Genomic DNA, 24,874 nt, shown 5'->3' with positions numbered 1-24,874 from the left:
CTATATTTTATCCTAAAATCATTGATTTGAAAACGAAAGACTATACTCATTTTCATTAAATCTTTCAAACACTAACACACTCTTATCCGCATATAATGTATCTTCTAAAATAAACTCTCCCCCACTTTCGACATGGAGCTCGCTACTAAATTTTCCACCTATCGAACACTTTAAAATTTGACCTTCAAAGAAAACCAAAAATTTCTTTCCAAATGGAAAATACTTATCTGTCGCAAAACCTATGGGCAATTTAATGGATAGTTGCACTCTGTTGCTGATATCGTATTTTGCAAGATTTTTCAGTGGTATTTGAAAAATACTAAAATATTTACCATCTCTTCTCAATAGCAACCTTTTATGAATAAATTGTTTCTTACGACTAGCTAATACATTATCGTGTCTTTCAAAATCACAAACTTCGGTATCTGCAACTGGAAGCTCCTCTTGAAATACAACCTGTTTAGCTTCCTCTGAATCAACCAATACCGACCTCAATTTTTGTTTATTAAATAAATCTTCAGTTTTTTCGTCAATAGTTGTCATTAACTCATTATGCTTAAACATTCCGTCAAAAGAAAAATTAGAAGATCCAACATATGCCACTGAAATATTTCCTTTTATTACCTTGATCAACTTAATGTGTGTAGGACTATCCTTTACTTGATAATAAATTCTGACTTTAGGGTTTTCTAACATTAACCTCTTATAAGCAAGATGATCACTTTCCGAAATCCCCTGTTGACTCATGCCAATAAATACTTCTAGTCTTACATCTTTAAAACAATTAATAAAAAACTCAATAAATTTTCCAGAGGTATATCCAGTAATCACTTCGACTTCAGTATCCGAATCAACTGTTTCAAATATATTTTCAAAAATATTTTTTACTAATAGCATCTCTATTGAACCTTACTAAAAACATATTTTATATATTCAGGAATTCCTCCATCCATTAGCTCTGGATAAGAGACCGGCAATAATGCAGTATTTAACTTCAAAGCTCGTCTAAATATATTTCTACTTGAATCATTAATATTTGCATATTGTTTCATCAATTCTCTGTACAAATCCGTATAATATCCAATACCTGGCCTCTCTACTAACTGAACAACAGTATCTGTTGTATTATTTTTTAATAAATTGAATGTTTCTTCGGAGTTACCCGCCCAAGATAAATGAATGTACCACCAAAGATTTTTCAACCAAATTCGACGAGAAGTTAGCGTCCGTACCTCATTCCTTCCCCATCGACTATGCACTATATCCGGAATTATTTTTATTGATAAATACCTCCAAACATCATCATTCGATGCTGTTCTATTCGTAAATCCTACTTTGTGACTTAATATACTGTACACCTTTAATCCAAATCGTAAATCAAAATCATACCCCAATTTTTCTACACTATCTAGATTATACTTATCGTATAGTTTATCCCGCGCCTCTAGAAAAGCCATTCTCAGCTCTTGCATATCATTCGACAAATTATAAGGAGTTGATAAGTCCATAGAAAGTTCATCATAATCCTTAGTTGCCTTAGAAATATCGTAATTAATTTGTTCCCAATCAATCATTTTAGTCACCATTTAAGCTTTGTTCTAATTTTACTCTTATTGAGTTTGAAATATCAATCAGGCTATCAGTCTTTATCTCAAACGTAGTAATCCAATATTTAACCGCCGAGATAATAGTCCCATCCTCTAGAACTTCATTAGTCAGTAATTCTTCCGTATTCTCTTCCACAACTTTTGAAATTATCAAAGTCATAGCTTGAGACATAATCTCTGTCATCAAGCCTCTACTAATCGGTGTCTTTCCATCTTTTATTTGATTAAATAATCGATGTTTATTATTCAACAAGAGTCTTAAATTATCAAAAGACATCATATCAACAGTTGCATCAAAATTACCAAATTCCATCTTCCAAAGTGGTCCATTTTCCTCCGAAAATTCACCAATTGGAAAAACTGAACCTGTTCCATCTATTACAAGACTAAGCTCCGATAGATTACCTTGCGAAACCTTCATACCTTGAATTTCTGCATGCTTAGGATATATTTTATTTATTTCTTTGGTATAAATAAATGTTTCGATATTAACTTTACCACGTAAAACTGAGCTGTCAAAGTGATGGGAAACATAATATTCATTTTTTAAATCGTCAAATCTTATTTCAGCTTTAGAGATAGTTTGTTGAAACATTGCTGTTCTTGAATGTATGTGCATCCCTATTCCAAGTGTATTTTCTTCTAAAGTTACTCCGTCTACCCCAAATAAAATTTCAGGATTTTTAAATTTAATTTTTTGTGAGATTACTAAATCGTTATTTTCTGGCATCCAATCCGTACTCAACTCTGACATTACTACAGTAGAGAACGGTTGAACTTCCATTTCAAAATCAATTTCTTCGCCTTCCGAATAATAAGAAATACGGTAATCCTCAACTTCAATTCCGATTTCTTCATATAATTTACGATCTATCTGTTTGAATAGACTAAATGTGTTCATTAAGCTCTCCTTTTTAAATTATGAATTAATAACAATCAACGGAGCATATTGATTTGTATTTTTCTTTACTCTCACAAACAAGGTGAAAGTTCTATCATTATCAAATCTTTTGAAGACCAGCTCTCCATTATCTAATGATACGTCATATTCATTCATAAAACTGCCTTCTATATTTTCTATCGAAGTAATTTCAAAAGGAAAATCAATATTAGGAAAGTCTAATTGCCATTTCTCTTTATCTAATCTACTCTCCTGAGTTTCAACTAAGATTTTGACACGACAATCTTTATCCTTCGGTATCCGTCCACTTACTTGAACTTCAACCAAACATTCATTAATAATGTTTACACGTTCTACAGATACACTAGCTTTTGCGCTAAATCGCCTCTTTTGCTTCGGAATACTTTCCTTTTCTTGACTAGATTTATTACCAAAACCTGTCGGAGGCAGAATTGCTTTTCCCAACATTTTTGATAAACGACTGGTTGCTGAACCAACCGAAGACGATTCGGTTACATCAAAATATTCCTTAACAACTTCTACAACATTTTTCTTAATTCTCTTAATAAATGTTAGTCCATTCTCATCTACCCAATTAGCATGATCTGCATTCTCAACACTCCTAAGATAACTTTCTACTGTTGGATAAGCCCCATAGTATCTTGTATCAAGTTTTTCTTTAGAGTTCGGAACGAACAAAGAGAATAACATGGTGCCTTCTTTTTGAATTATTCCACTCGGTAACCAATTATTATCAAAATCAAATTCAACAATCATACCCGGCTTTCTGCAGTACCCCAGAAATTTACCATTATGTTCTTCAATTGCTTTCGAATCAAAGTTCCCTAGATATGCCAATGGAGATTGCGAATTATTTGGTGGAAGCATGTCTACTTCTTTTCTACTTACTTCACAAAACGCCACATGACCAACTGGATTCTTTTTTTCTTCTAAACCTTTGCTTTTTAAAAATATTGGTCTAACTACAATACTATTATCAGTCGCATTACCTAATAAAGCAGAATTATATATTTTTTGAAGAATCTTAAACGTTTTTTCTAAATTTCGATCAATAATAGGCTCTCCATTCACCAAACAAAATAACTTGCTCTGTTTAAAATGAAGACGATAGGTATTATTATTAATTCGTGGAAAATACCAACGTTGAACTGCCATTTGTATTTCTGTTACCACATTGTTTAACCAGTAACAATTATACTCTTTGCTTTCTTTAGAGTAACTCTTTTTTACAAAGCTATTGGACAGAAACGGAATAATTATGTTTGTTCCGGTCTCGCTTTCTTTGTATTGAGTTAATCCAAAAATATCCAAAATTTCTCTAATTCGATTCGAGTCGGTAATTGGTAAAATTAAATCATTTTCTCCCTTTTTACCCCACCAAGCAATCCCTCTTTCTGATTGTTCTAAAAGTCGATCTGTTTTTTTATTATCCTCTATTAATGACGCAATCAGTCGCTCTTCATAGAGACCTTGACTCACTTCTACCCTAGTATAGTAAATGACAACTCCAACTCCAATTCTGAAGTAGCTAGTCTTACCTAATCCCCAACTTCCTCCAGCACCATCATTTTCTTGATTTTTCCCAATTCCAAAAACAAGTTTATAGAAATTTGAACTTCCTAAATCTTTACTTGATCTTCCATCTATGCTTCCAGTTAAGCCACTAGTATTCTTATCAGCTATAGAAAGAAAATAATTATTATCACTGTAGTCCGATATTAATTTCTCTTCAATGCCTCTGAATTCTTTTGCTAGAACGCGGGGATCAAACTTTTTTACTTGAAAATCAACTTGTGTATACTGCTCTCCATCATTTGTCGCATCAAGACTATTTTGAATAGACTCTCGGACAATTAAATCAACCATTGGTAATGATTTATTTTGCAATGAGCGTAATATTGATGAACCATCTTGCGACATACTTTGTGGGTCGTCAGTTGCTATTTTCAAATCTAACATTATTATTCCTCCTCTACTTGTTCAGCTATTTCTTCATCACTGATTTTTACTGAAAGTCTCGTAGCATAAGTGCTTCCATCAATATTTTTCGACCCAACAAAACTTGGGATCAGCACATTGATTCCGATGATATCTTCAGTGAAATTTAGTGGTTCTCTTCTTTTTTGATCTACATTTGGTGATGGTAAACTATCTTTATCTATTTTATATAGGATTAACAGAGGAGTATTTCCTAAACCATGTTTTTGACGTATCCTCCTAATTAATTCTACTTTAGACTCTTTCTTGTCTTTACTTTCCAATTTATCTGGATCAATATCTGCAAGCAAATCTGCGGGCTTCCGTAAAACCCCTATGGAAGTTACATCTTTTGAACTTCCTTTGGTTAGCTTACTACGTGAAACTGAATTTGGATAATAGCCATGGATATTCCAATCAGTCGATTCATTCGCTTCTGGAATCTCATTACCTTTCGATGATAAAACCACACTCCACGAATCTAAAAATTTATTATTAGATTTTAACCACCGAATCAATTCTGTCACCAAATTTGCTCGCTCATCCTCTTCAATAATATAGTAATCATCTAAGAATTTCTCAACTATCCCATTATCCACATTTTTCCAGACTAGGTGAGCCTTACGATTTTCAGGATCAGGCAAGGAATTTAAAAACTCTGATGTTAATTTAATATTGGCTTGTAATTTACTAACATCATCTTTGAAATATATGGTTTGCATGTTAAAACCAGAAAAATTGAATTCCGCCGCAATAGCTCCTTGCATTTTTTTCTGTGAAGTAATCCTCACCAATTGATAATCAGGAGAATTCTTAATCATTGGAGCTACTTCAAGTGGGGTATATTTTTTCATAGCATATAAATCCAAACTTTCTCGCAATTCCAAATTAAGTTGAGCTAAAAATTGAAATCTTCTATTAGCTATATACTCCATCCACACACGTGGAAAAATTTCATAGCCTTTCCTGTAACCAAACCATCTTCCCATTTGCATTAGTGTATCGGCTTGATTTGTTGTACGAAGAAAGTATGTTGAAACTAATCCTTCAATCGTCAACCCTCTTGAGAGTGTATTTCCCCCTACGACGATAAAAGCTGGAGCAAGCTTAGTCATATTTCGTTTTGTAGGATACACTAGTCGAATCATCTCATCTGTTGAATTCATCTTACTATTATCAATTGCAATATGAAATCCATCATGATATTTTGGTTGACCGGATTCAGATATTTGAACATGGCTAACATAATTCTTATCATCTAGCCTAAAAAGCCTTTCAATTTGAGCACTAATCTCTGACCACTTTGGATATTGCGGAACCCCTTCTGGAGTTGAGTAATTCTCCATATTTTCAATAAACTTTGACCGGCTAAAATCTATCGACTCATCACTGAATAATATTTTTAGGTTTTCCAAAAATGATTCTGGCTTACTCCTAATTTCTTTTAAATATTGTTCTACTAAACTAGAAATCACTACATGTTCATTAATCTTAAATGACGTATGTATCAGCATACTAACGGGCTTCTGATACCCTAGAGTTCGCATACTAGCTAAAGATAAGATAAACCAGTCAATTGCCTTCTTTAATGAATTCGGTATAACTGGAGGCAGCTTTCCTGCTTGAATCTTTCTTATTTTTTCTACGTCATCATTAGGTATTTCCCTAGTAATGTCTATCTTCGGATACTGCTCTGGCTCAGAAGTTCCAAACATCTCAGTTGGTCCGATATAATCTGGAGACTGTGGCAAAACCAAAATAAAATCTTTTGGGTATAACGATTCTCTGGATGACTCGTTAAGAATATTTGCATACGGTGTCGCAGTATAAGCGATATAATTCATAGCTTTGACAGAGTCATTATTCACCAATTCTTTTATCAAACCATTTATCACAGTAGCTTCTTCATCCTCTGCGATGTTATTGGTATTGATACTAGCTTGATCCGCCTCGTCATCAATCACCAAAATTTTTAACTGGCGTGTTTTGTTTGGATCAGAATATAACCATTTAACTAAATTTGTTAATCTCGTTTTGTTCTTTAAACAAACAGACAAATATCTATGCCTATCCCCTTCTGCTAAATTAAAATTAGAGATCGATCTTTCTGCATTCGTGGCCCTTAAACTTGGATTTTCTATTGTCTGCCAATTCAAATTGCCTGAACCATTTAGATCATTAAATAGTCTATCAGATGTTTGTTTCCTTAAATTCTCAATAGTTCCCGTTAAAACGATAAAGAAATTATATCCTTGATCAGCTGCCATTGAGATAACTCCTGCCATATTAGCAGTTTTCCCGGACTGAACATTTCCTAATACCAATCCTTTTGTAGTCCCATAAATATCTCTATCATCATTTAAGTAACTGAGAACTTCTTTACTCGACTCTCGAATAGTGTTAATAGAATCTGGAGTCCACTTTTGTTCAATTAATTTATTTTCATAAATTTTCCAACTTGACCCACTATCAGTTGCTAGTTTAATTTTTTGTTGATTTTGGCCTATTTTGACAATATCAACTTTCTTATTGCGTTCAAAATATTCTTTGACATAATAATTCCAAACATCCTCAATTTCATCACCCTCTTTAGCTTTGATAAAGGATGAAATTGTGTCCTTAACTTTAGAATATTGCATTTCGTCTTGATTTTGTTCTTGTGTCTCAGCCCAAGTTTCTACCCATTTTTTTATTGAAAAATAATCTTTATCATTGTACATAAGTTTTACTCCCTGAAATATTCAATTATATTTATTATAAACCAAAATTAGTTTTTTGAATAGGTATATTGAACTCAATGAGTTCTGATATTTAGTCGATGATGAGGCATTGATTGAAATTTGAATTAATGGAATTATTAAAAAGAAAAAGTACGAAAATGTAGAAAATTAAAAGTGGCTCTCACCCCAAAATGAGCAATTACCACTTTTTTCTTTATTAAATTACAGGTTTGATTTTTAGAAATACATAATAGCATCTGGACCATTAGAATAATCATCTACTCTATGTTTCTGGATCGCATCCACTAGAGAACTATTTTTTGCAACATACATAAATTTTTGCCATTTTCCAAGAATGATCTGTTTAACTAAGATCTCAATTTGGTATTCAATATCCTCACAATCAATCACCTCGGCTATCTCGCCTTCCAATTCATTCTCAACAATCACATAACATTGTTGATCCTCAAATCTAATGGTCAATTTATCTTTATTACGACTAAAACTAACGATTGCAAAATCATCTTCAATGAAATAATAATCACTAATGATATCAATTCCATGACCTTTTATTATCAGGATTTTTTTGCATTTCGTTTCCATCTCAGCAATTAATGTCAGTAATTCTTCTAGCAACATATCATCTATCATAATAAATTCTCCTTATAATTTTTTTGTTTTTTGGAACACTTAATTTTTAAACATACTATCCTCCTCTTGACTTCATTATTAGTATGCCACTTTTTTCAAAATATAAAAAACGTGTGTGAATTCTTGTAAACGAAAAATGTTTTGCGTTTTTTTATTTTTTTGAAAAAGCGACATAATACTATTGAATAAAATTGATGTGAATAGAGAAAGAAGGTGGTAATGTCACTATCATTTGAGTGCCGCACTGGGCTCGGTGAAAAAATAGGTTTCCAAATGATGTGAACTTCTCTTGTTTTGGATGTCATTGACCAAGATGAGAGTGTGAAAAAATAGTGAAATAAATGGTTATTCTACAAATGAAATGAGTACAGAATAACCATTTAACAAAGAATGTGGTACAGAAAAAGATGTTTAATGAAAGTAAATGTAGAAAGTTCGGTTTGAAAAATAACCAGTTCAATGACAAAACGAAGATTTCAGAGATATTCGACGGTGCTACTGAAGAGTATTGAAAACGATAGTCCAATAGGACAGCCTCATCGGAAATTTTCAGGAGCATACCCAGCTCAGGCAAAAAGGGTGGGAGGCAGTTTAACAATAACAAGCATTTTGAAAAGAAAGGAGAAAGAAATGCCACGAAAAAAGAATTCTTTGAAACACGATATCTTTGTCGCAGCAACAAAAAATGTTACAAATAATACATCTCGAACTTCATACAAACGATCTGCTACTCGTTTTTCTAAATGGGCCAAAGAAAATAACATCAAAAAAATAACGGATATTACAGAAGAAGTTCTTCAACGTTATCACGACGATTTAAAAAATGATCCGAAAGAATACACAGCCGCAACAATTCACACATATTTAGCTCCAATAGCAAAAGCCGCTGGAATCAATCTAAACCGTATCAAAAAACAAAAAAGAACCAGCGATAAAATCGTTCGTGGACGACAACATGAAGCGAATGAACAAGGGAAAAAACAAGAATTGAACTCTCGCTTCTCTCGCCTAGTCGCATTTCAGAAAGTAGTTGGAATTCGTCGTAACGAGCTTAAAAATCTTATTGGTTCGGACTTTAAAGAAGATGAGTATGGTAATTGTTATGTTTATGTTAAAAGGGGAAAAGGCGGCAAGAAACAAATGCAATACATTTTACCAAAAGATGTTGAACTTGTTCGTCGAACTTTTGATGGGATCCTAGAAAATGAACCAGTATTTTCAGAAGAGGAGATGAACAATCAGATCAATTTACATGCATTTCGTGCACAACATTCAAGAGATAGCTACTTCTATTATTTAGAAAAAATTCAAGCTAATCCGAGGATGAGACAAGCACTTTCAAATTTATTAATCAAAAAATGGGAAGAAGGTCATCAGAAATTAAAACAAGAATCCCCCAAAAAATACGACAGACAGCGTAAAAATTTCATTTATGATTTACGTGACGAATTGTATATACTACGTGGCACAAATAAAATAAAGGCAATTGCTTCAGGAATGCCAATTATGTATAATCGCCTGGCTCTCATGGCAGTATCTGTACTTAATTTGTCACATTGGCGTCTCTCAGTTACCGTGACAAATTACATTCTGTAATGATTTTTTTGTATTGTTTTTTCAGGCATAATGATAATGTAGAAATTGATTAAATGGAGGACATAAAATGAGGAATCAAAATAATCTACAAAAAATAAATCGAAACACAATTTTAGCAAGAGGAAAAATCGTTGAAGTAAATGACCAAGATATCGTGCCATATCTTGGTCTCTTTATCAGAAACGGCGCCGGTCGAAAGCACACATATTTGAAATGTTATTTTAATCGTGAAAAATTTCAATTGAAGAAGGGAATGACGGTATCGATATCAGGTCATATCGAAAACATTAATACAAAGAATAGCTACGAAATTATTATAGATACCATCCAAGAAGAGCAGACTGAACTGGCGGTATTCTTCAATAAAAAGCCTAACTTCGGTTTTGCATATCCAAACCATTTCGCAAAGATGTTTGTTTTTGGAAAAGTTATTGATAAACATTTAAAACCAAATTCGAATTGGATCGAAATGATTATCAAGGATAACTGTGAAAATAGAGTCAAAGTACAATACAGCACAAAAATGCGTGTCAATGAAACAAATTTTGAAATAGGGGATTATGTGTATTTATCAGCCTTACCTATATCCATTCAAAAGACAATTCATGAGGAAATGTTTATCTTTGAGAATTATATACTTGAAGATATAGTGGTAGAACAAAAATAGAAAGTATAGAGACAAATTTCTTTTTGGAATTTATCTCTATTTTTTGTCATTTTTTGTCATTTTTTCTCTGAAAAAGTTCTGAATGTGGCATAATTCATTTCGAGAAACGAAAGAGGAAAAAATGGTCTCAAAAATTACAAGAGGTATGTCAGATGAGGAAAAACAAAAAATCTATGATGAGAATATAAAAGAAATGGAAAGTTGTTTTTCTGTAACAAATGCATTTTGGGGTATAGATAAAGTAGTTCTTTCATTGAAAGGACAGTTCCACATCAACAACCAGGAATTAGATTTAGCTGCTTCTATGAAAAATAATTTTTCTATCACGAAGAAATACGATAAGTTAGGCACCATCTCCGAATTAAAGGTCAAATCATCTACTTTTGGTTCATTTCTCATGGGAAAAAATCCATTTGATGGCAGTTATTTTTACCGCATAGAATTGATACATTGTGGATTAAACATATCCACAGATTCTATCGAAGGTATCTATCAAAGATTAAATAGGGCTTTGTTATTGTTGGAACATGAAATAGGAATTTCATGTACGATATATCATTGCGAATTCCAAGAAATTGAACTTGCATTTACAATGGCCATACAATCACCATTTCACCTTCAAACAAGAACGCTATTATTACGCTGTCTAACAAATAAAAAAGTGAATTTCGCTTCATCATCAAATCGTATCAAAGACAAAGAATATGATATTTTAACAACCAATAGATCTAAAAATGAGGAACAAGTTTTGTACAACAAAACAAATAAAGCAAAGAGGTTAGGACAACTTGATAAAGCAAAAACAGAAGCATTTGAAGTTTATCGTTTCGAAACAGTTTTGAAAAAAGATAAGATTAAATCTCTTCTTACTACCTGTGATCTGGAAGAAATTGATAATCTGAAAATCATTCAATACTTAGAAAACTTGATTTCAATTGGAGTCTTCAATTTCATAAAAGAAATCGAACAATCAGTAATAAATACTGACAGAGAATTATCCAAAATTTTCAAAGAAAAACCACGTGCGACTTTCGAAGAATTGTTGAAAAAACAGATTAACGTTGCACATTCAACAAACACTCCGCTAGTTTTAGATGAAGAAATACTTAGTCTTATAAATGCTAAATTTGTTTCGAAAGAAAATAGATCGCGTTATAGAAAAAATATGATTATTAAAAGTCAGAAAGAATTAAATATAAATTCTGAAGCTTTTTATTTATCAGAGATGGTGACATGGAATGTATTAATCATTTTACGATTGATGTTTGATGCTCTTGATTTCGCAAAGGCACATGGTTTAGGTTGTCATAAAAATTACAACACAAATGAATTACATATTGTACAGATCCCAACTTTTTCAAAAGAATTCAGAAATAAAATCTATTCATTGAACAATAAATTACGTAGAAAACATCATTACAAAATTGATTTATATAAATTAATTTTGAATCGATTGTTGAATTTAAAAGAATTATTTAACGGTTTTTAATATGATTTTACAACTTTGTAAAACCTCCAAAACGTTGATATTACAGCATTTCGTGAAAAAATTGTCTTCCGAAACAGAAGACAAATTAACAGCATTCTTCTAATTTTTTCCAAAAATAACAGTTTTTAGTTCACACTGTGGCATAATAACTAATATCAAAAAACAATTGCAAATTTTACGAGAAAAGAGGTTAAAATGCAAGTTATCTTACCAGACGATCAGATCAAACAAATTCAGATATTAATTTCAAGTTTAATTACATCAGAAATTGAAAAACAAATTCATCATCGAAATATAGACAATTCATACTTAAACAAAAAACAAGCATGTGACTACCTTGGAATTTCAAATAACACGTTGGATGAATGGATTCGCAAAGGGCTTCCATCTATTAAGATCGGAAAAACAGTTCGTTTCAACAAACAAGCCATCGACTCATGGCTACTTTCGCAAAACTAGAAATATCTAACTTTTTATTTTATAATTGTCTTGATATTTTCTGGTTCGAAAAGAGGAGAATATCATGACTATCACTAAGACAAAAAACGGAACATATCGCTTAAAAGTGTATATTCCAACGGAAGCACGGATGCCACTTGGTATCGTCAATAATAACTATTTTGATAAGCGTTTCAAAAGTAAAAAGGAGGCACGACAAGCAGAGATAGACCTTTTAACAAAAATCAATCAGATTGAGAACAATGAGTTTACAGGGCTAGGCAAGATAGACATTCTATTCAAAGATTTTTACGAAAATGTCTGGTGGGAGTATTATAAAGCAGGACAGACCACTTCAACTACAAAGCCCCCAAGCAGGTCAACTATAGCCAATACAAAAACTTGTTTCAAAAAACATATTTTACCTATGCTAGGTAATTACACTATTCAATTTCTCAATCAGAACAAGCAAGTTATTCTAAACTTGATGACTGCTAAAGCTAATGAATACGCCAATTTCAAGACCTTGAGAAGCTATGTAATTTCCATATTTGATTGGGCAGAGGAATTAGAATATATAGAATCAAATAAAGTTGCTAAAACCTTGCGTCGTATCAAAGCAACCAAGAAAATCCAATTAGCGGAAGCAAAGAGAGATGAAGACCTCTACCTTACACAGGAACAACTACAAGAGTGGTTCTCGGCTTTCCAAGATGACTTGACTAATGAAAAAATTTCGCTTAAAGACTATGTTCTATTTTATCTTACCTTCTTCTTGGGAGACCGAAAATCTGAATCTTATGCTTTGCAGTGGAAACACATTAATTTTGAAAAATCCCAAATTCAATTACTCCAAGCACTAGATAGGTATGGAGATGTGAAATCAACCAAAGGGAACAAGAAAACAACCTTTGCTATTTCATCTGACTTACTTCAACTTCTCCAGAATTGGAAAAAACAACAAAGGCAAGAACTTGCAAAGTTTGGAATCATTACAAATCCTGAACAGTTCGTCTTCACTTATATAGATACCAAAGGAAACATCAATAAACCTCTGCACGCAGATTATCTAAATAACAAAATGCGAACAGTTAAAAAGCGTCACCCACATCTGACACACGCTACACCTCATAAACTCCGACACACAGGGGCAACACTTGCCAAACAGGCGGGAATGAGTTTAGAAGCTATTTCAGAAGCTCTGACCCACAGTGACACCTTGACAACTCAGATTTATGTCAACACCTCAAATATCATTCCAATGGCTGTTGGAGAATTTGCTTTAAACTCTCTGAAGCAATAAGGTAAAAATAAGGTAAATTTTGAGGTGAACTTTTCAAAAAAACACGAAAAAAGCACCCATGAGGTAAACTCTTGAGTGCTTTGAAACGTTGATATATCGCTGATAATTAACGTTTTGAGAACTGGCTAGCTTTACGTGCTTTCTTAAGACCTGGTTTCTTACGTTCAACCATACGAGCGTCACGTGTAAGAAGGCCTGCGCGTTTCAATGAATCGCGGAAGTCTGGGTCTACTTGAAGCAATGCACGCGCGATACCATGACGGATCGCACCTGATTGACCACCGTAACCACCACCGTTCACGTTAACGAAAACGTCGTATGAACCTTGAGTTGAAGTTACTGCGAATGGTTGGTTGATAACCAAACGAAGGTCAGCGTGTGGGATGTACTCTTCTACATCTTTTTTGTTTACTGTGATTTTACCAGTACCTGGGACCAAACGTACGCGTGCAACCGCGTTTTTACGACGACCAGTACCTGTGTATTGTGCTTGTGCCATTTAGATTACGTCCTTTCCCTTAGATAAGACCTGAAATATCAAGTACTTCTGGTTGTTGTGCAGCGTGAGTGTGCTCAGCACCAACAAACACTTTCAATTTCATGCCTTGTGCACGACCAAGTGTGTTGTGTGGAAGCATACCTTTAACTGATTTTTCAATCAAACGAACAGCGTTTTTAGAACGCAATTCACCAGCTGAGATTGATTTCAATCCGCCTGGGTGGTTTGAGTGAGTGTAGTAAATCTTATCAGTTGCTTTTTTACCAGTCAATTTCACTTTCTCAGCGTTGATAACGATAACGAAGTCACCAGTATCAGTGTGAGGTGTGAAAGTTGGTTTGTTTTTACCGCGAAGAACGCTAGCAACTACTGCTGAAAGGCGTCCAAGAGGTACATCAGTAGCGTCTACTACATACCATTTACGTTCAACTTGGCCTGGTTTAGCCATAAATGTTGTTTTGTTCATGATTTCTCCTATACGAATCGTTTTTGTTTACTGGGCGGATGTTCCGGTCCGCGGGTATTTGGAAGGTTCCGGGGCCTTTCAAATGGGGTAAACAATACCGTCTACCATTCTATCAAAACTACTGGTACTCGTCAAGTTATTTTACTTTACTTTTTTTATTTTTTCTTCAACCTAAAGAAAGGATAGAAAAATCGAACAGTTACAGCTGAAAAACGACACCAAATCCTATCTCCTCACTGACTGCCCCATTTTAAAATAAGTATGCCGCCTGCCTCTGACCGCCAGGGACAAGGCCAAGATATTTTCAGGGTCTGGCATCCGACCGTAGCCCCCATCTCCGATATGGTGAATATCCGAGCCCACCCGCTTGTTGCTGAGCCCAAACTCCCGCACCGTCTGGCTGTCCGCACTCTCTTGACTGGTCCCGATAGTCGAAATAACCAAAGCCCCACGCGCCTTGACCTGACTAATGATTGGTGCCACAATCTCCTCCCGCACACCCGGTACTGTTCCGACCGCTGGTATGAGGACACCGTCTGCCCCCAGCTCCACAAAATCCAGCAGGGCTTGGCTGTCCACGACCGACTCTCCCAGACCTGCACCATGCATTTTTCCTGCAAATATGAGTCCTTCAAAGTGTTCTTTGGCATGGCCAATAGCAGAGCGGATTGCAGCCATAGACACACCTGTAGCAGGATTACCTGTCAGCATGATAAAATCTACGCCAAGGGCTTGGGCCTGTCGCAGACTTTCTGGACTGACCTGACGACCTGGTTTTAGAAAAACCTGCTGGTCTTGGACTTCCTGACTAGCGTCTACAGGCTCCAAGTTAATCCCAACCAATCGACCCGTCAACCGCTTGATTTCAGCGATAGGATTGTCGCAGTCGTAAAAATCAACAATCTCCGGATGAAAAACATCTAATTCATTGAGCACTAAGAGGTCGCAACCAAAAGCAGCCATCATCTCCGCATTGGTCACCCCCGCAATCAAGGGGGCAGCTGTGACCACCGTTTCTCCCATGATAATCCGACCTTCACTAGACAAAATGGACTGCTTGAGCTCCTCCTTGGTCGCTCCCACGATATCACTAGCATAGCATGACAATAAACGTTTCATAAGAACCTCCTCATCGACATCGTTTTGTAATCGCTTTCTGTTTCTGTAAAAAGAAAAGAGATTATCTCTCTTTCTTATTGATGGATAGGATAGCTAGCACCCCTGTCCCTGTATGGGTAGCAATGATCGGACCCAACTCAGTCAAGAGAACATCGGTCACACGGCTATCTTCCAACAAGGTCGCTTTGATGGCTTCAGCAGCCTCTAAATCACCTGTATAGGCCACCATGACCGTGGAATGATCCAAACCGTCCAAGGTCAGGTTTAGCATTTCCTTAATCCCTTTTTTGCGACCACGGATTTTGGCAATAGCTTCTAACTTCCCTTCCGCATTGAGAGCAAGAAGAGGTTTGATATTGACCAATCCTCCAATGAGAGCTGCTGCCTTGGACAGGCGGCCACCACGCACCAAATGGTTGAGGTCATCGACCAAGAGATAGGTCCGCAAACGTGGCACCAAGTCCTCGATGAGCGCCTTGGTTTCAGCTAATGACTTACCCGTTGCACGCGCTTGCGCAGCTTGCATAACCAAGTAACCTTCACCAATAGCCGCCGCCTTAGTATCTACAATTTCGATAACAGCATCAGGATAATTGTCCAAGACCATATCGCGTGCAATAATTCCACTCTGATAGGTTCCTGAAAGAGCAGATGAAAAGGCGAGATAAAGCACTTCCTGACCTTCCTTGGCTGCAGCCTCAAAGACTTCCTCAAACTGACCAACATTAACCTGACTGGTTGTCGGAAGACCTCCAGTCGCCATTTTATCCAGCAGATCTGCAGAAGTTAAACGGTTTTCCCCAACGGTTTCATAGGTTACGCCGTCTAGGTTAATGGTCAAACCAAGCACGGTTACATCATTTTCTTGCAGCCAGCTAACTGGCAAATCCGATGTCGAATCGGTTACGATTGTAAATGTCACTCTTTCATTTCCTCCATCATTTCTTTTAAAGCTTGAAAATTCCCATCTGACCAAGGATTGAGGCGCGGAGTGTAGAGTTCTACCTGGTCCACAAACTTGTCCAAATCCTTCTTGATAACCCTGGTTCTCTCCTCCAACTCACGCGCCGAAACCCTTAAGGCACCTTGTGAAAAGACCACCCATTGTTCATTGAGGTCGCTGGTTGCGACGGAAACCTGCTTACGACGGTCACTATTGAGCTGGGCACTAAGCCGTTCAATGTAGCTATCTGCCGCCTCTTCCTCATCTGTAAAAATGACCGATACCTTGAATTCGTCATACTGCTGGCGAAGGCCTGGCACATGGTGGGCATCAAAGACACAAATGACCTCGATCTGTTCAAAAGCTGCATAATGAGACAGGGTTCGAAGCAAGGTCGTTCTGGCCGCATCCAAGTCTCCCTTTTTAAAATCCTGCTTGGTCGATTGCCAAAAAGCAATCATATTGTAGCCATCTACGATGAGAACTTTTTCTTTCATTTAGATTTTCTTCCGAAATACTTCGTACATGAGCACAGCGGCTGCCACACTGGCGTTGAGGGATTGGACATGCCCTTTCATGGGAATGGTAATCATCTCATCGACCTGCTTTTTGATATTGCTGGAGATGCCCTTGCCTTCGTTGCCAATAATAAGAGCTAGTTTGCCAGCCGTATTCCACTTGTGGCTTGGGGTTCCGTTCATATCCGTGCCAAATACCCAGAAGCCAGCCTCCTTGAGCTTATCAAGGGTTTGGCTAAGATTGGTCACTCGGGCGATTGGGACATGGGCCACCGCACCTGTGGAGGTCTTAGCCACAACAGGCGTCACGCCAACTGCTCGGTGCTTAGGAATGATGATGCCTGCTACCTGAGTAGCATCTGCGGTCCGCAAAATCGAGCCGAAGTTGTGGGGATCTGTCAGACCGTCCAAGATGAGAATGAGGGGATTGTCTTCCTGCTCTGCCTTTTCCAAAATCACCGACAGGTCCGCATAGGCGAACTCGGAGACACGCAGGACAAAGCCTTGGTGAACCGCACCATCTGTCATGTCTGATAGGGTCTTTTTGGGCGTCCAGGAAATCGAGACTTTTTTATCTGCCGCAAGGGCCTTGATTTTTTCTACATTTTTTCCGCGTAAATCATCCTGAATGTAGAGTTTGTTGCCGGTGTTGGCCTCCAAACTCTCCACCACAGCATGTACGCCATATACAATATCATTATGTTCCATGGTTTTATTATAGCATATTTTTGAAAAGGAAAAAGCTGAGAATTTCTCAGCTTTCTTAGTTCACACTGTTTTCCAAATAATAATGTTGGGCAACATACCAGTTGACACCCCCTTGTTCCGGATCTGTGTCATATTCGCTTGCCTCTAACTCCCCACGACTATTGATCCGATAACTCCAATCTCGTGGTTCAAAATTAGGGTCTGATGGTACAGTTACATCTGCATAAACTAAACCATCCTCAGCCATACGAACACTTATGACAACCTGGTCTTTTCGATACTTTTCAATCATGACGCTACGGCTAAATAAATCATCCATGACCCGAGCTTTTACCTGATCTGTCGTTAAGTTTTTGGTATCAACCTGCGGTACAGGATTATGCAAATCTGTCAAGGAAATCCAACCCTGTCCTGACTTTAATCTGCCCCAACTATGTCCTTCCTTTTGAGTCGTCTCAACTATCGTGTACATTCCAGGTTCTATATTGGTCACAACTTCTCCAGATAAACTAGGTTCCTGACGAATAACCAGTCCTTGTTTTTTAATATCCACAGTAAACAATTGAACGGCGCTACCTACCTGAGACTGGCTAGAAGCTTGCGAACTTCCAGCAGTCTTGCTAGTTGATACTTCGCTAGTCGAGCTCTCTTCAACCACAATCGTTTCATCTGTATCTTCTGCAACAACTAGATTGACTGAACTTCCTCTCTTTACCTTATTTCCTCCACTTGGAGAAGACATTGAGACATTCCCAGGCTGAACCGACTGTCCACCAACTTCTGTTATTGTCCCGACCTTTAACCCCTCTTCATACAGTAAATCCTTAGCTTCAGATAGCTCAACACCATATAATTCAGGTACTGTAACTTGAGAAATATCTTGGTAGACAAAATATAAACCAGCCATTCCTAACACAGCCACAACACTTGAAATGATTAGCCATATCTTTCGTCTTTTTGCGTCTGCCAAACGTTTCTCAGCTTGCTCTCTTTGATAATTCTCATAATCTTCCTCAGCTTCGCTGAGCATTTGCTGGATGACAAATCGTTGACTCTCATCCGTAACCTGTGCTAAATGCAATCGTAATTGAAAAATTCTGTCCTTAAACTCTTTTTCAATTTGACGCTCATGCTCTTTTTGCAAAATGTTATTTTGTTTTTGAAGTGCTATTGCTTGAGAGTTTATAGCAGAGGTTTGAGCATCCATTTTTTGCTTCAATTCATCATGTCTCTGCCGCTCTTCAAAATCTCGCATCCATTGATCCATAATAATCATCTCCTCATAAAATATTGGTTATTATCCATAAACAAAATCTATTTTATTTTAGTATAGCATAACACCTAAATTTGTCAATCCTCATTTTCACCCCGTTTCAATCTAACTTTTGACAAATAGCAAAGCCTATGATATTCTGATACCTATTACTTGTCCGTACCAGCGGACACAAAAGGAGAATGTATGACACTTGTATTTGGAATTGTGGCAGGTCTGATTGCCTTTGCTATCGGTGGTTTGTGGTATGGTGTGATTTTCCGCGATGCTTGGATCAAGGCTTCAGGCATTGACATGGCTAAGGTAGAAGCAGATCGTCAGGCTGGGAAAAATGGTCAGAAGGAAATGGTGATTTCTCTTGTCATTGAAGTCCTTACTGCTATCATCGCCATCTTCTTCATCAAAACCCTCGGCATCTCTCCCCTTCACGCAGCTGGCGGCATGGGCGTAATTGCGGTCCTTGCTTCATTGAAAAACTACGTCTTTGAGCAACGCCCTATCAACCTCATCCTCATCAACGAAAGCTACAAACTAGTCTGCTACCTAGTAGTCGGTATTCTGGCTCTATTTGCATAACCAATTCCCTCCTATCCTTTAGGAGGCTTTTATTTTATGATACAATAGAAATAGACTAAAACCAAAGGAGCCCCCATGTCCCTTTCCCTCCGCACCATCAAACTGATATTTGCCACCGTTCTGGCTATTTACCTAGCGACCGCCCTGGGCTTGTCTTATGCGACAGCGGCCGGCATCATCGCTATTCTCAGCGTCCTCGACACCCGCAAGTCCAGCTTCAAAATGGCTCGCAACCGCCTCTTTTCCACCCTCCTGGCCCTGACCATAGCCGTCCTGACCTTCGCCCTCTTTGGCTTTGGCATCTGGACCCTAGGCATCTACCTAGCCCTCTACGTCCCCCTGGCCTACCGTTTCAACTGGGAGGCAGGCATTGCCCCATCGACCGTCCTCGTCACTCACCTCTTGCTAGAGCAGGATATTTCGCTGATTTTTTTGGGAAATGAGCTGGCGCTTTTTCTGATTGGGGCAGGACTGGCACTCTTGTTTAACCTCTATATGCCCTCACAAGAAAAGCAAATCCAGGCCTATCACGACCAAGTCGAAGACCTGCTCAAGCAGATTCTCCTTCGCTTTGAAGCCTTTCTGCTCAACGGCGACGGACGAAACGAGGCAGCATTGATTACGCAGCTGGATAAGACCTTGGAGGAGGCCCTGAAAGTCGTCTATCTAGACCGCCACAACCAGCTCTTCCAGCAGACCAACTACCAGGTCCATTACTTTGAAATGCGAGCCGCACAAAATAAAATCCTGCGGACCATGGCAGGAAATATCAACAAGTGTTTACTGGAAGGCAGAGAAAATGTCATCCTGTCCAGCCTCTTCGAGCGAGCAGCCCAGCAACTAAGCCGAGAAAACTCCGCTAAGGAACTGCTCCTGGACATCGAACTCTTCCATGCCACCTTCCGCGAGCGACCTCTGCCGCAAACCCGAGAAGAATTTGAAACCCGAGCCACCCTCTTCCAACTCCTACATGACATGGAAGCCTTTATTCGCCTCAAGGTTGATTTTTATGAAGTTTATAAAGACCAAGAACCGTCAGTTTAAGCCGACGGTTCTTCTACTTTTCCATGAAATTCATCTGATACTTGGTTGTGCAAATGCACGAAAGACAGGCCCATCATGACCGCATTCCCTGCGACTGCAATCATAAATTCTTCCTTGGAAGATACCTTCCCTAGCCAAATGGAGAGGATTAAAATGAGATTATAAAGCAAAATATAAAGAGACGTTATACGAATTTTTCTCAGTAGCGACTTCATAAGGAGCCTCCTGTAAAGCATTTTTCTATATTTATTATATAGAATTCAAGAAACAATAACAAGTATTTATGTGTTCCTAGCCAAAAACCGCCAGATTTGCATCTGACGGTCAGGTGTTTTATGAACAATTTTATACGATTGCTTTACTTGTCGCATCATCAAAGAAGTGAGCTTTGTTGAGGTTGAAGGTCAAGCGAACTTTATCGCCTGGGTTGTGGTAGTCACGCGCATCAACACGAGATACGAATTCAGTGTTTCCAACCTTAGAGTAAAGCATGGTTTCTGCACCGAGAAGCTCCGATACAACTACTTCTGCTTCTACGATTGAAGAAGGATAAGTGTCCAATTCCAACTGAGAAGCCTTGATATCTTCTGGACGGATACCGAGGGTAAATGATTTACCATTGTAGCCTTTTTCTTCCAAGTGTTTGCGACGTCCTTCCGGAAGAGCTACTTTGAAACCATCCCCAACAAGAACACCATCTTGAAGCGTCACTGTGAAGAAGTTCATAGCAGGGCTACCGATGAAGCTAGCAACAAACTTGTTGGCTGGACGGTTGTAGAGCTCTTCTGGGCTACCGATTTGCTCGATACGACCGATTGTACCTGTACCTGCTGGGTTTTTAGTTGCAGACATGATAACGATACGGTCAGCCAAGGTCATAGCTTCTGTTTGGTCATGGGTTACGTAGATGGTTGTCGCACCAATACGGCGGTGGATTTTAGCAATCTCTGTACGCATGGACACACGCAGTTTGGCATCCAAGTTTGACAAAGGTTCATCCATCAAGAATACTTTTGCATCACGAACGATGGCACGACCCATGGCAACACGTTGGCGTTGTCCACCTGAAAGGTCAGCTGGTTTGCGCTCCAAGAATTCTGTCAAGCCAAGAATTTGTGCAGCTTCTTCTACACGTTTCTTGATTTCATCCTTGCTGTATTTACGCAATTTCAAACCGAAGGCCATGTTGTCAAATACAGTCATGTGTGGGTAGAGGGCGTAGTTCTGGAATACCATGGCAATATCACGATCTTTTGGAGCCACATCGTTCATGAGAACGCCGTCGATGTAAGCCTCCCCTTCTGTGATATCTTCCAAACCAGCAATCATGCGAAGAGTGGTTGACTTACCACATCCTGAAGGACCTACGAATACGATAAACTCTTTGTCCTTGATGTCCAAGTTGAAGTCTTCAACAGAGTAATGCTCGCTATTTGGGTATTTTTTATAGATATTTTTGAGATTAAGTTGAACCATGTTCAATCCTCGCTTTCTTTGATGATTTTATTATAAATGAAAACGCTTTACTTTTCCATGTCAATGTGAACAAAAATAAAAAAATCTTTTGTACATCTTGCACAAAAGATTAGTAAATTCTATCTAATAAAACTTGATAACAGAAACTCAAGTCAGTTAGGTCTTTAAGTTGGAGACCAGTCATATCCTGCCACTTGTCCAATCGGTATTGAAGGGTATTGCGGTGGATATAGAGGACCTGAGCGGTCTTAGTGACCACGGCTCCCTCTGTCCATAGGGATAGAATGATGTCCTGCATATCTTGCTGGTCAATCAGCTCTAACATACTGGCTTTTATCAGACTAAGCTCCAAGCCTGCTCTGCCTTGTCCCCAAAGAAAAAGTTGACTCAAAGAGAGGACAGTTGATTGGTGGTAGTGTGCTTGCCAGTGAGCGAAAAGGGCAGCCTCTGCTTGATAAAGTTGGGGCCAGTGGTCTGCGAGTTGACGGGGCCAGACCTGTCCGACCAATAGGGTCAATCGCAAGCCGAAGTCGAACTCCAAGGCCGACAGGGTGTCTGCCAAAAGACTTTGATAGTCTGTCCAAGTGCCTTGCTCCAGGATAAAGAGGTAGTCCTGAGCCGTCAATTGAACCTGAGCCAAATGACTGGGCAAAAGGTCGGTCATCATGGTCTGCCAAGCGTCCAGCTGAGCTTCCTTCTGCGACCAAAGGTGGACATGGACAAACTGAATAGCCTCAACCGCCTGGGGCAGCGAGCCCTGACCTTGTAGGTAGGACTGCCAAGGGCTAGACGGCTTCTGCTCTTGAGGATGTGACAACAAGGACAAGAGATAGCGTTCCCGCTCTGTCAAATCCGCATCCGCCAGATTCAGATAGCGACCGTCGCCCAGAGCCAGAGTGTTTTTGCCCGCTTCCCGCGACAACCTGGCCTGCGGAAACCAACCTGCAAGTTCCTTCTCGTTCATCTTATCCCCTTTCTATTTTGTCAATACACCAGCCCACCAGTTCATCCAGGCGTTCCATCTGCTCGGTCATGTGCAAATAGCCCAAAACCGCCTCAAAACCTGTGGACATCCGATAGGTAACTACATCCGCATTCTTGGCCTTGGTGTGGCTATGGCTATTCCTTCCCCGCTTGTAGATTTCTTCCTCTTTTTCGGTCAATAGCTGAGCTTCTAAGAGGGCGGAAATCAGACTTGCCTGTGCCTTGGCGGAAACGTATTTGTTAGCCTCTCCGTGCAATTTGTTGGGCTTGGTCAGTCCCTTGAAAATCAAGTGCCGTCTGACATACATGGAATAGACAGCATCCCCTTCAAAAGCCAGGGCAATTCCATTGATGAGATTGACATCTACTGCCTTAGTCACGTGTCCACCTCACACCGTCTTTAGTATCAAGAAGCTTGATGCCCTGGGCTGCCAGTTCATCACGAATACGGTCAGCCGTCGCAAAGTCCCGATTGGCACGCGCTGCTTGACGTTCTGCTATCAAGGCTTCAATCTCGCTATCCAAGACTTCTTCTTCAAAGACAATACCAAAGACGGCGAGCATCTTGCCAAAGGCTTCTTTTACAGTTTCATCGTAATTGCCTGAGTTGATCCATTTGGCAAAGTCAAAGATAGCCGTAATCCCATTTGCCGCATTGAAATCATCATCCATGGCTGCTTCAAAGGCCGCCAGATGTAATTCAAGAGCTGACTTATCCACAGAGTTTTGCACAGGTTGTGTATAAGTATTTTTCAGATATTTGAGATTGATTTCCGCATCTGAAATAGCCTTCTCAGTGTAGTTGAGTGGACGGCGGTAGTGCTGGGTAGATAGGAAGAAGCGCAAGACCTGCCCGTCGATTTGTTCCAACATATCATGGGCTGTCAGGAAATTGCCCAAAGACTTGGACATCTTCTCATCGTTGATATTGAGCATGGCATTGTGCATCCAGTAGTTAGCAAAGGTTTGACCTGTTTTGCACTCAGACTGGGCGATTTCATTGGTATGGTGAGGGAATTCCAAGTCCGCACCACCACCGTGAATATCAATGGTAGCTCCCAAAATCTCTGTCGCCATGACTGAACACTCGATATGCCAACCTGGACGACCCGCTCCCCAAGGACTTTCCCAAGAAACTTCGCCTGGCTTGGCAGTTTTCCACAGAGCAAAGTCGAAAGGATGTTCTTTCAGTTGACCTTCTCCCTCAACCCGACCAGAAGCACCAGCCTCCAAGTCAGACAGGGTTTTGTTGGCCAAGCGAGCATAATTTTCAGCCAGTTCCACACGGAAATAAACATCGCCAGCCGCTTCATAGGCGTAACCCTTGTCAATCAAGACCTGCACAAAATCGATGATTTCATCCATGTAGTCAATGACACGAGGATTTTTGGTAGCTGGCTTGACACCCAGTTTTGCCACATCTTCCTTGAAAGCTGCGATAAACTTATCAGAAAGTTCCTTGGTTGTCATGCCAGCTTCATTAGCAGCTTTGATAATCTTGTCATCCACATCCGTAAAGTTAGAAATGTAGGCTACATCAAAGCCACGGTATTCAAAATAGCGGCGGATGGTATCAAAAGCCACGACACTCCGGGCATTTCCGATATGGATATAGTTGTAAACCGTTGGTCCGCAGACATACATCTTGACCTTGCCCTCTTCCAAGGGCACAAAGTCACGCAAACTGCGAGTCATGGTATCGTAAATTTTAATCATAGTTTCTCCATTACTTCTGAGTATTCTTTAGGACTTGATACTTTTGATACAATTTTACTAGCCAATAAGCTGTCGCGGCCAACCAAATCATCCCTACCTGCCAGCTTCCTTGAGAGAATTTAAGGATAAACATAATTGTCCCAGCAATGGCGGTCAACACATAAGGCCAGTTTTGTCTTACT

The 24,874-nt window shown here is 38.7% G+C and carries 25 protein-coding genes; 7 read left to right on the top strand and 18 right to left on the bottom strand.

All coding sequences use genetic code 11. The annotated features are described in order from the left end of the window. Positions 1–18: 18 nt before the first annotated feature. From ACEE44_RS03490 to ACEE44_RS03465, 6 genes are all read right to left on the bottom strand, one after another. Positions 19–897, bottom strand: coding sequence for a phospholipase D family protein (locus tag ACEE44_RS03490; RefSeq protein ID WP_449165175.1), 879 nt, complete (start codon positions 895–897; stop codon positions 19–21). Positions 898–899: 2 nt separating this feature from the next. After that, positions 900–1,574: a hypothetical protein gene (locus tag ACEE44_RS03485; RefSeq protein ID WP_449165174.1), complete on the bottom strand. Its 675-nt coding sequence runs from the start codon at positions 1,572–1,574 to the stop codon at positions 900–902. 1 nt (position 1,575) lies between these two features. Further along, positions 1,576–2,508 carry a hypothetical protein gene (locus tag ACEE44_RS03480; RefSeq protein WP_449165173.1) on the bottom strand — a complete coding sequence of 311 codons (933 nt, stop codon included), beginning with the start codon at positions 2,506–2,508 and terminating at the stop codon, positions 1,576–1,578. Positions 2,509–2,526: 18 nt separating this feature from the next. Continuing rightward, positions 2,527–4,488, bottom strand: a complete 1,962-nt coding sequence (locus ACEE44_RS03475) for a hypothetical protein (protein WP_449165172.1) — start codon at positions 4,486–4,488, stop codon at positions 2,527–2,529. A gap of 2 nt (positions 4,489–4,490) precedes the next feature. Beyond that, positions 4,491–7,226: a Z1 domain-containing protein gene (locus tag ACEE44_RS03470; RefSeq protein ID WP_449165171.1), complete on the bottom strand. Its 2,736-nt coding sequence runs from the start codon at positions 7,224–7,226 to the stop codon at positions 4,491–4,493. Positions 7,227–7,463: 237 nt separating this feature from the next. After that, positions 7,464–7,877, bottom strand: a complete 414-nt coding sequence (locus ACEE44_RS03465) for a hypothetical protein (protein ID WP_449165170.1) — start codon at positions 7,875–7,877, stop codon at positions 7,464–7,466. 630 nt (positions 7,878–8,507) lie between these two features. Here ACEE44_RS03465 and ACEE44_RS03460 point away from each other — a divergent pair. The 5 genes from ACEE44_RS03460 (at position 8,508) to ACEE44_RS03440 (ending at position 13,370) form a co-directional block, all read left to right on the top strand. Next, entirely contained in the window at positions 8,508–9,473 is a 966-nt protein-coding gene (locus ACEE44_RS03460) for a hypothetical protein (protein WP_449165169.1), read from the top strand. A gap of 67 nt (positions 9,474–9,540) precedes the next feature. Beyond that, the gene (locus ACEE44_RS03455) at positions 9,541–10,140 is read left to right on the top strand and encodes a hypothetical protein (RefSeq protein WP_449165168.1); all 600 of its coding nucleotides are present in this window, start codon (positions 9,541–9,543) and stop codon (positions 10,138–10,140) included. Positions 10,141–10,261: 121 nt separating this feature from the next. Then, a complete protein-coding gene (locus tag ACEE44_RS03450; RefSeq protein ID WP_449165167.1) occupies positions 10,262–11,629 on the top strand; it encodes a hypothetical protein in 1,368 nt (455 codons plus the stop codon). Between the two features lie 195 nt (positions 11,630–11,824). After that, positions 11,825–12,088 (top strand): helix-turn-helix domain-containing protein, encoded by a 264-nt coding sequence (locus ACEE44_RS03445; protein WP_105106609.1) that lies wholly within the window; start codon positions 11,825–11,827, stop codon positions 12,086–12,088. A gap of 64 nt (positions 12,089–12,152) precedes the next feature. Continuing rightward, on the top strand, positions 12,153–13,370 hold the full coding sequence (locus ACEE44_RS03440; RefSeq protein ID WP_105111303.1) for a site-specific integrase: 1,218 nt from the start codon (positions 12,153–12,155) through the stop codon (positions 13,368–13,370). Between the two features lie 106 nt (positions 13,371–13,476). On the opposite strand, the gene rpsI is transcribed toward ACEE44_RS03440, so the two are convergent. The 7 genes from rpsI to ACEE44_RS03405 all read right to left on the bottom strand — a co-directional run bounded on the left by rpsI (position 13,477) and on the right by ACEE44_RS03405 (position 18,890). Further along, positions 13,477–13,869: a 30S ribosomal protein S9 gene (gene rpsI, locus ACEE44_RS03435; protein ID WP_002942223.1), complete on the bottom strand. Its 393-nt coding sequence runs from the start codon at positions 13,867–13,869 to the stop codon at positions 13,477–13,479. 19 nt (positions 13,870–13,888) lie between these two features. After that, positions 13,889–14,335, bottom strand: coding sequence for a 50S ribosomal protein L13 (gene rplM / locus ACEE44_RS03430; protein WP_002876943.1), 447 nt, complete (start codon positions 14,333–14,335; stop codon positions 13,889–13,891). Between the two features lie 225 nt (positions 14,336–14,560). After that, positions 14,561–15,454 (bottom strand): DUF7916 family protein, encoded by an 894-nt coding sequence (locus ACEE44_RS03425; protein ID WP_449171291.1) that lies wholly within the window; start codon positions 15,452–15,454, stop codon positions 14,561–14,563. A gap of 61 nt (positions 15,455–15,515) precedes the next feature. Continuing rightward, positions 15,516–16,376, bottom strand: coding sequence for a DegV family protein (locus ACEE44_RS03420; RefSeq protein WP_449171290.1), 861 nt, complete (start codon positions 16,374–16,376; stop codon positions 15,516–15,518). Continuing rightward, complete coding sequence (locus tag ACEE44_RS03415) at positions 16,373–16,894, bottom strand: NYN domain-containing protein (protein WP_332412541.1); 522 nt, start codon at positions 16,892–16,894, stop codon at positions 16,373–16,375. Before ACEE44_RS03415 ends, ACEE44_RS03420 begins: the two co-directional genes overlap by 4 nt. Then, entirely contained in the window at positions 16,895–17,623 is a 729-nt protein-coding gene (rlmB, locus tag ACEE44_RS03410) for a 23S rRNA (guanosine(2251)-2'-O)-methyltransferase RlmB (RefSeq protein WP_449171289.1), read from the bottom strand. A 55-nt stretch (positions 17,624–17,678) separates the two neighbouring features. After that, the gene (locus ACEE44_RS03405) at positions 17,679–18,890 is read right to left on the bottom strand and encodes a PASTA domain-containing protein (RefSeq protein ID WP_449171288.1); all 1,212 of its coding nucleotides are present in this window, start codon (positions 18,888–18,890) and stop codon (positions 17,679–17,681) included. Between the two features lie 192 nt (positions 18,891–19,082). On the opposite strand from ACEE44_RS03405, the gene ACEE44_RS03400 reads away from it, so the two are divergent. Together ACEE44_RS03400 and ACEE44_RS03395 are read left to right on the top strand one after the other, a co-directional pair. Then, positions 19,083–19,472, top strand: a complete 390-nt coding sequence (locus ACEE44_RS03400; RefSeq protein WP_449171287.1) for a DUF1761 domain-containing protein — start codon at positions 19,083–19,085, stop codon at positions 19,470–19,472. A 75-nt stretch (positions 19,473–19,547) separates the two neighbouring features. After that, positions 19,548–20,516 (top strand): aromatic acid exporter family protein, encoded by a 969-nt coding sequence (locus tag ACEE44_RS03395; protein ID WP_449171286.1) that lies wholly within the window; start codon positions 19,548–19,550, stop codon positions 20,514–20,516. Here ACEE44_RS03395 and ACEE44_RS03390 read toward each other — a convergent pair. The 5 genes from ACEE44_RS03390 to cysS all read right to left on the bottom strand — a co-directional run bounded on the left by ACEE44_RS03390 (position 20,513) and on the right by cysS (position 24,692). Next, entirely contained in the window at positions 20,513–20,731 is a 219-nt protein-coding gene (locus tag ACEE44_RS03390) for a hypothetical protein (RefSeq protein ID WP_172083229.1), read from the bottom strand. The two genes, ACEE44_RS03395 and ACEE44_RS03390, sit on opposite strands and share 4 nt — an antisense overlap. 130 nt (positions 20,732–20,861) lie before the next feature. Next, a complete protein-coding gene (locus ACEE44_RS03385; RefSeq protein ID WP_449171285.1) occupies positions 20,862–21,992 on the bottom strand; it encodes an ABC transporter ATP-binding protein in 1,131 nt (376 codons plus the stop codon). 109 nt (positions 21,993–22,101) lie between these two features. Further along, entirely contained in the window at positions 22,102–22,956 is an 855-nt protein-coding gene (locus ACEE44_RS03380; protein ID WP_449171284.1) for a helix-turn-helix domain-containing protein, read from the bottom strand. 1 nt (position 22,957) lies between these two features. Next, complete coding sequence (locus tag ACEE44_RS03375; protein ID WP_136670967.1) at positions 22,958–23,356, bottom strand: Mini-ribonuclease 3; 399 nt, start codon at positions 23,354–23,356, stop codon at positions 22,958–22,960. Beyond that, a complete protein-coding gene (gene cysS / locus ACEE44_RS03370) occupies positions 23,349–24,692 on the bottom strand; it encodes a cysteine--tRNA ligase (protein ID WP_449171283.1) in 1,344 nt (447 codons plus the stop codon). Before cysS ends, ACEE44_RS03375 begins: the two co-directional genes overlap by 8 nt. Positions 24,693–24,874: the final 182 nt, after the last annotated feature.

Source organism: Streptococcus sp. 32226D021BW, from assembly GCF_053545015.1.
The sequence above is the reverse complement of the archived record's forward strand: the minus strand, read 5'-3'. Positions and strand labels throughout refer to the sequence as shown.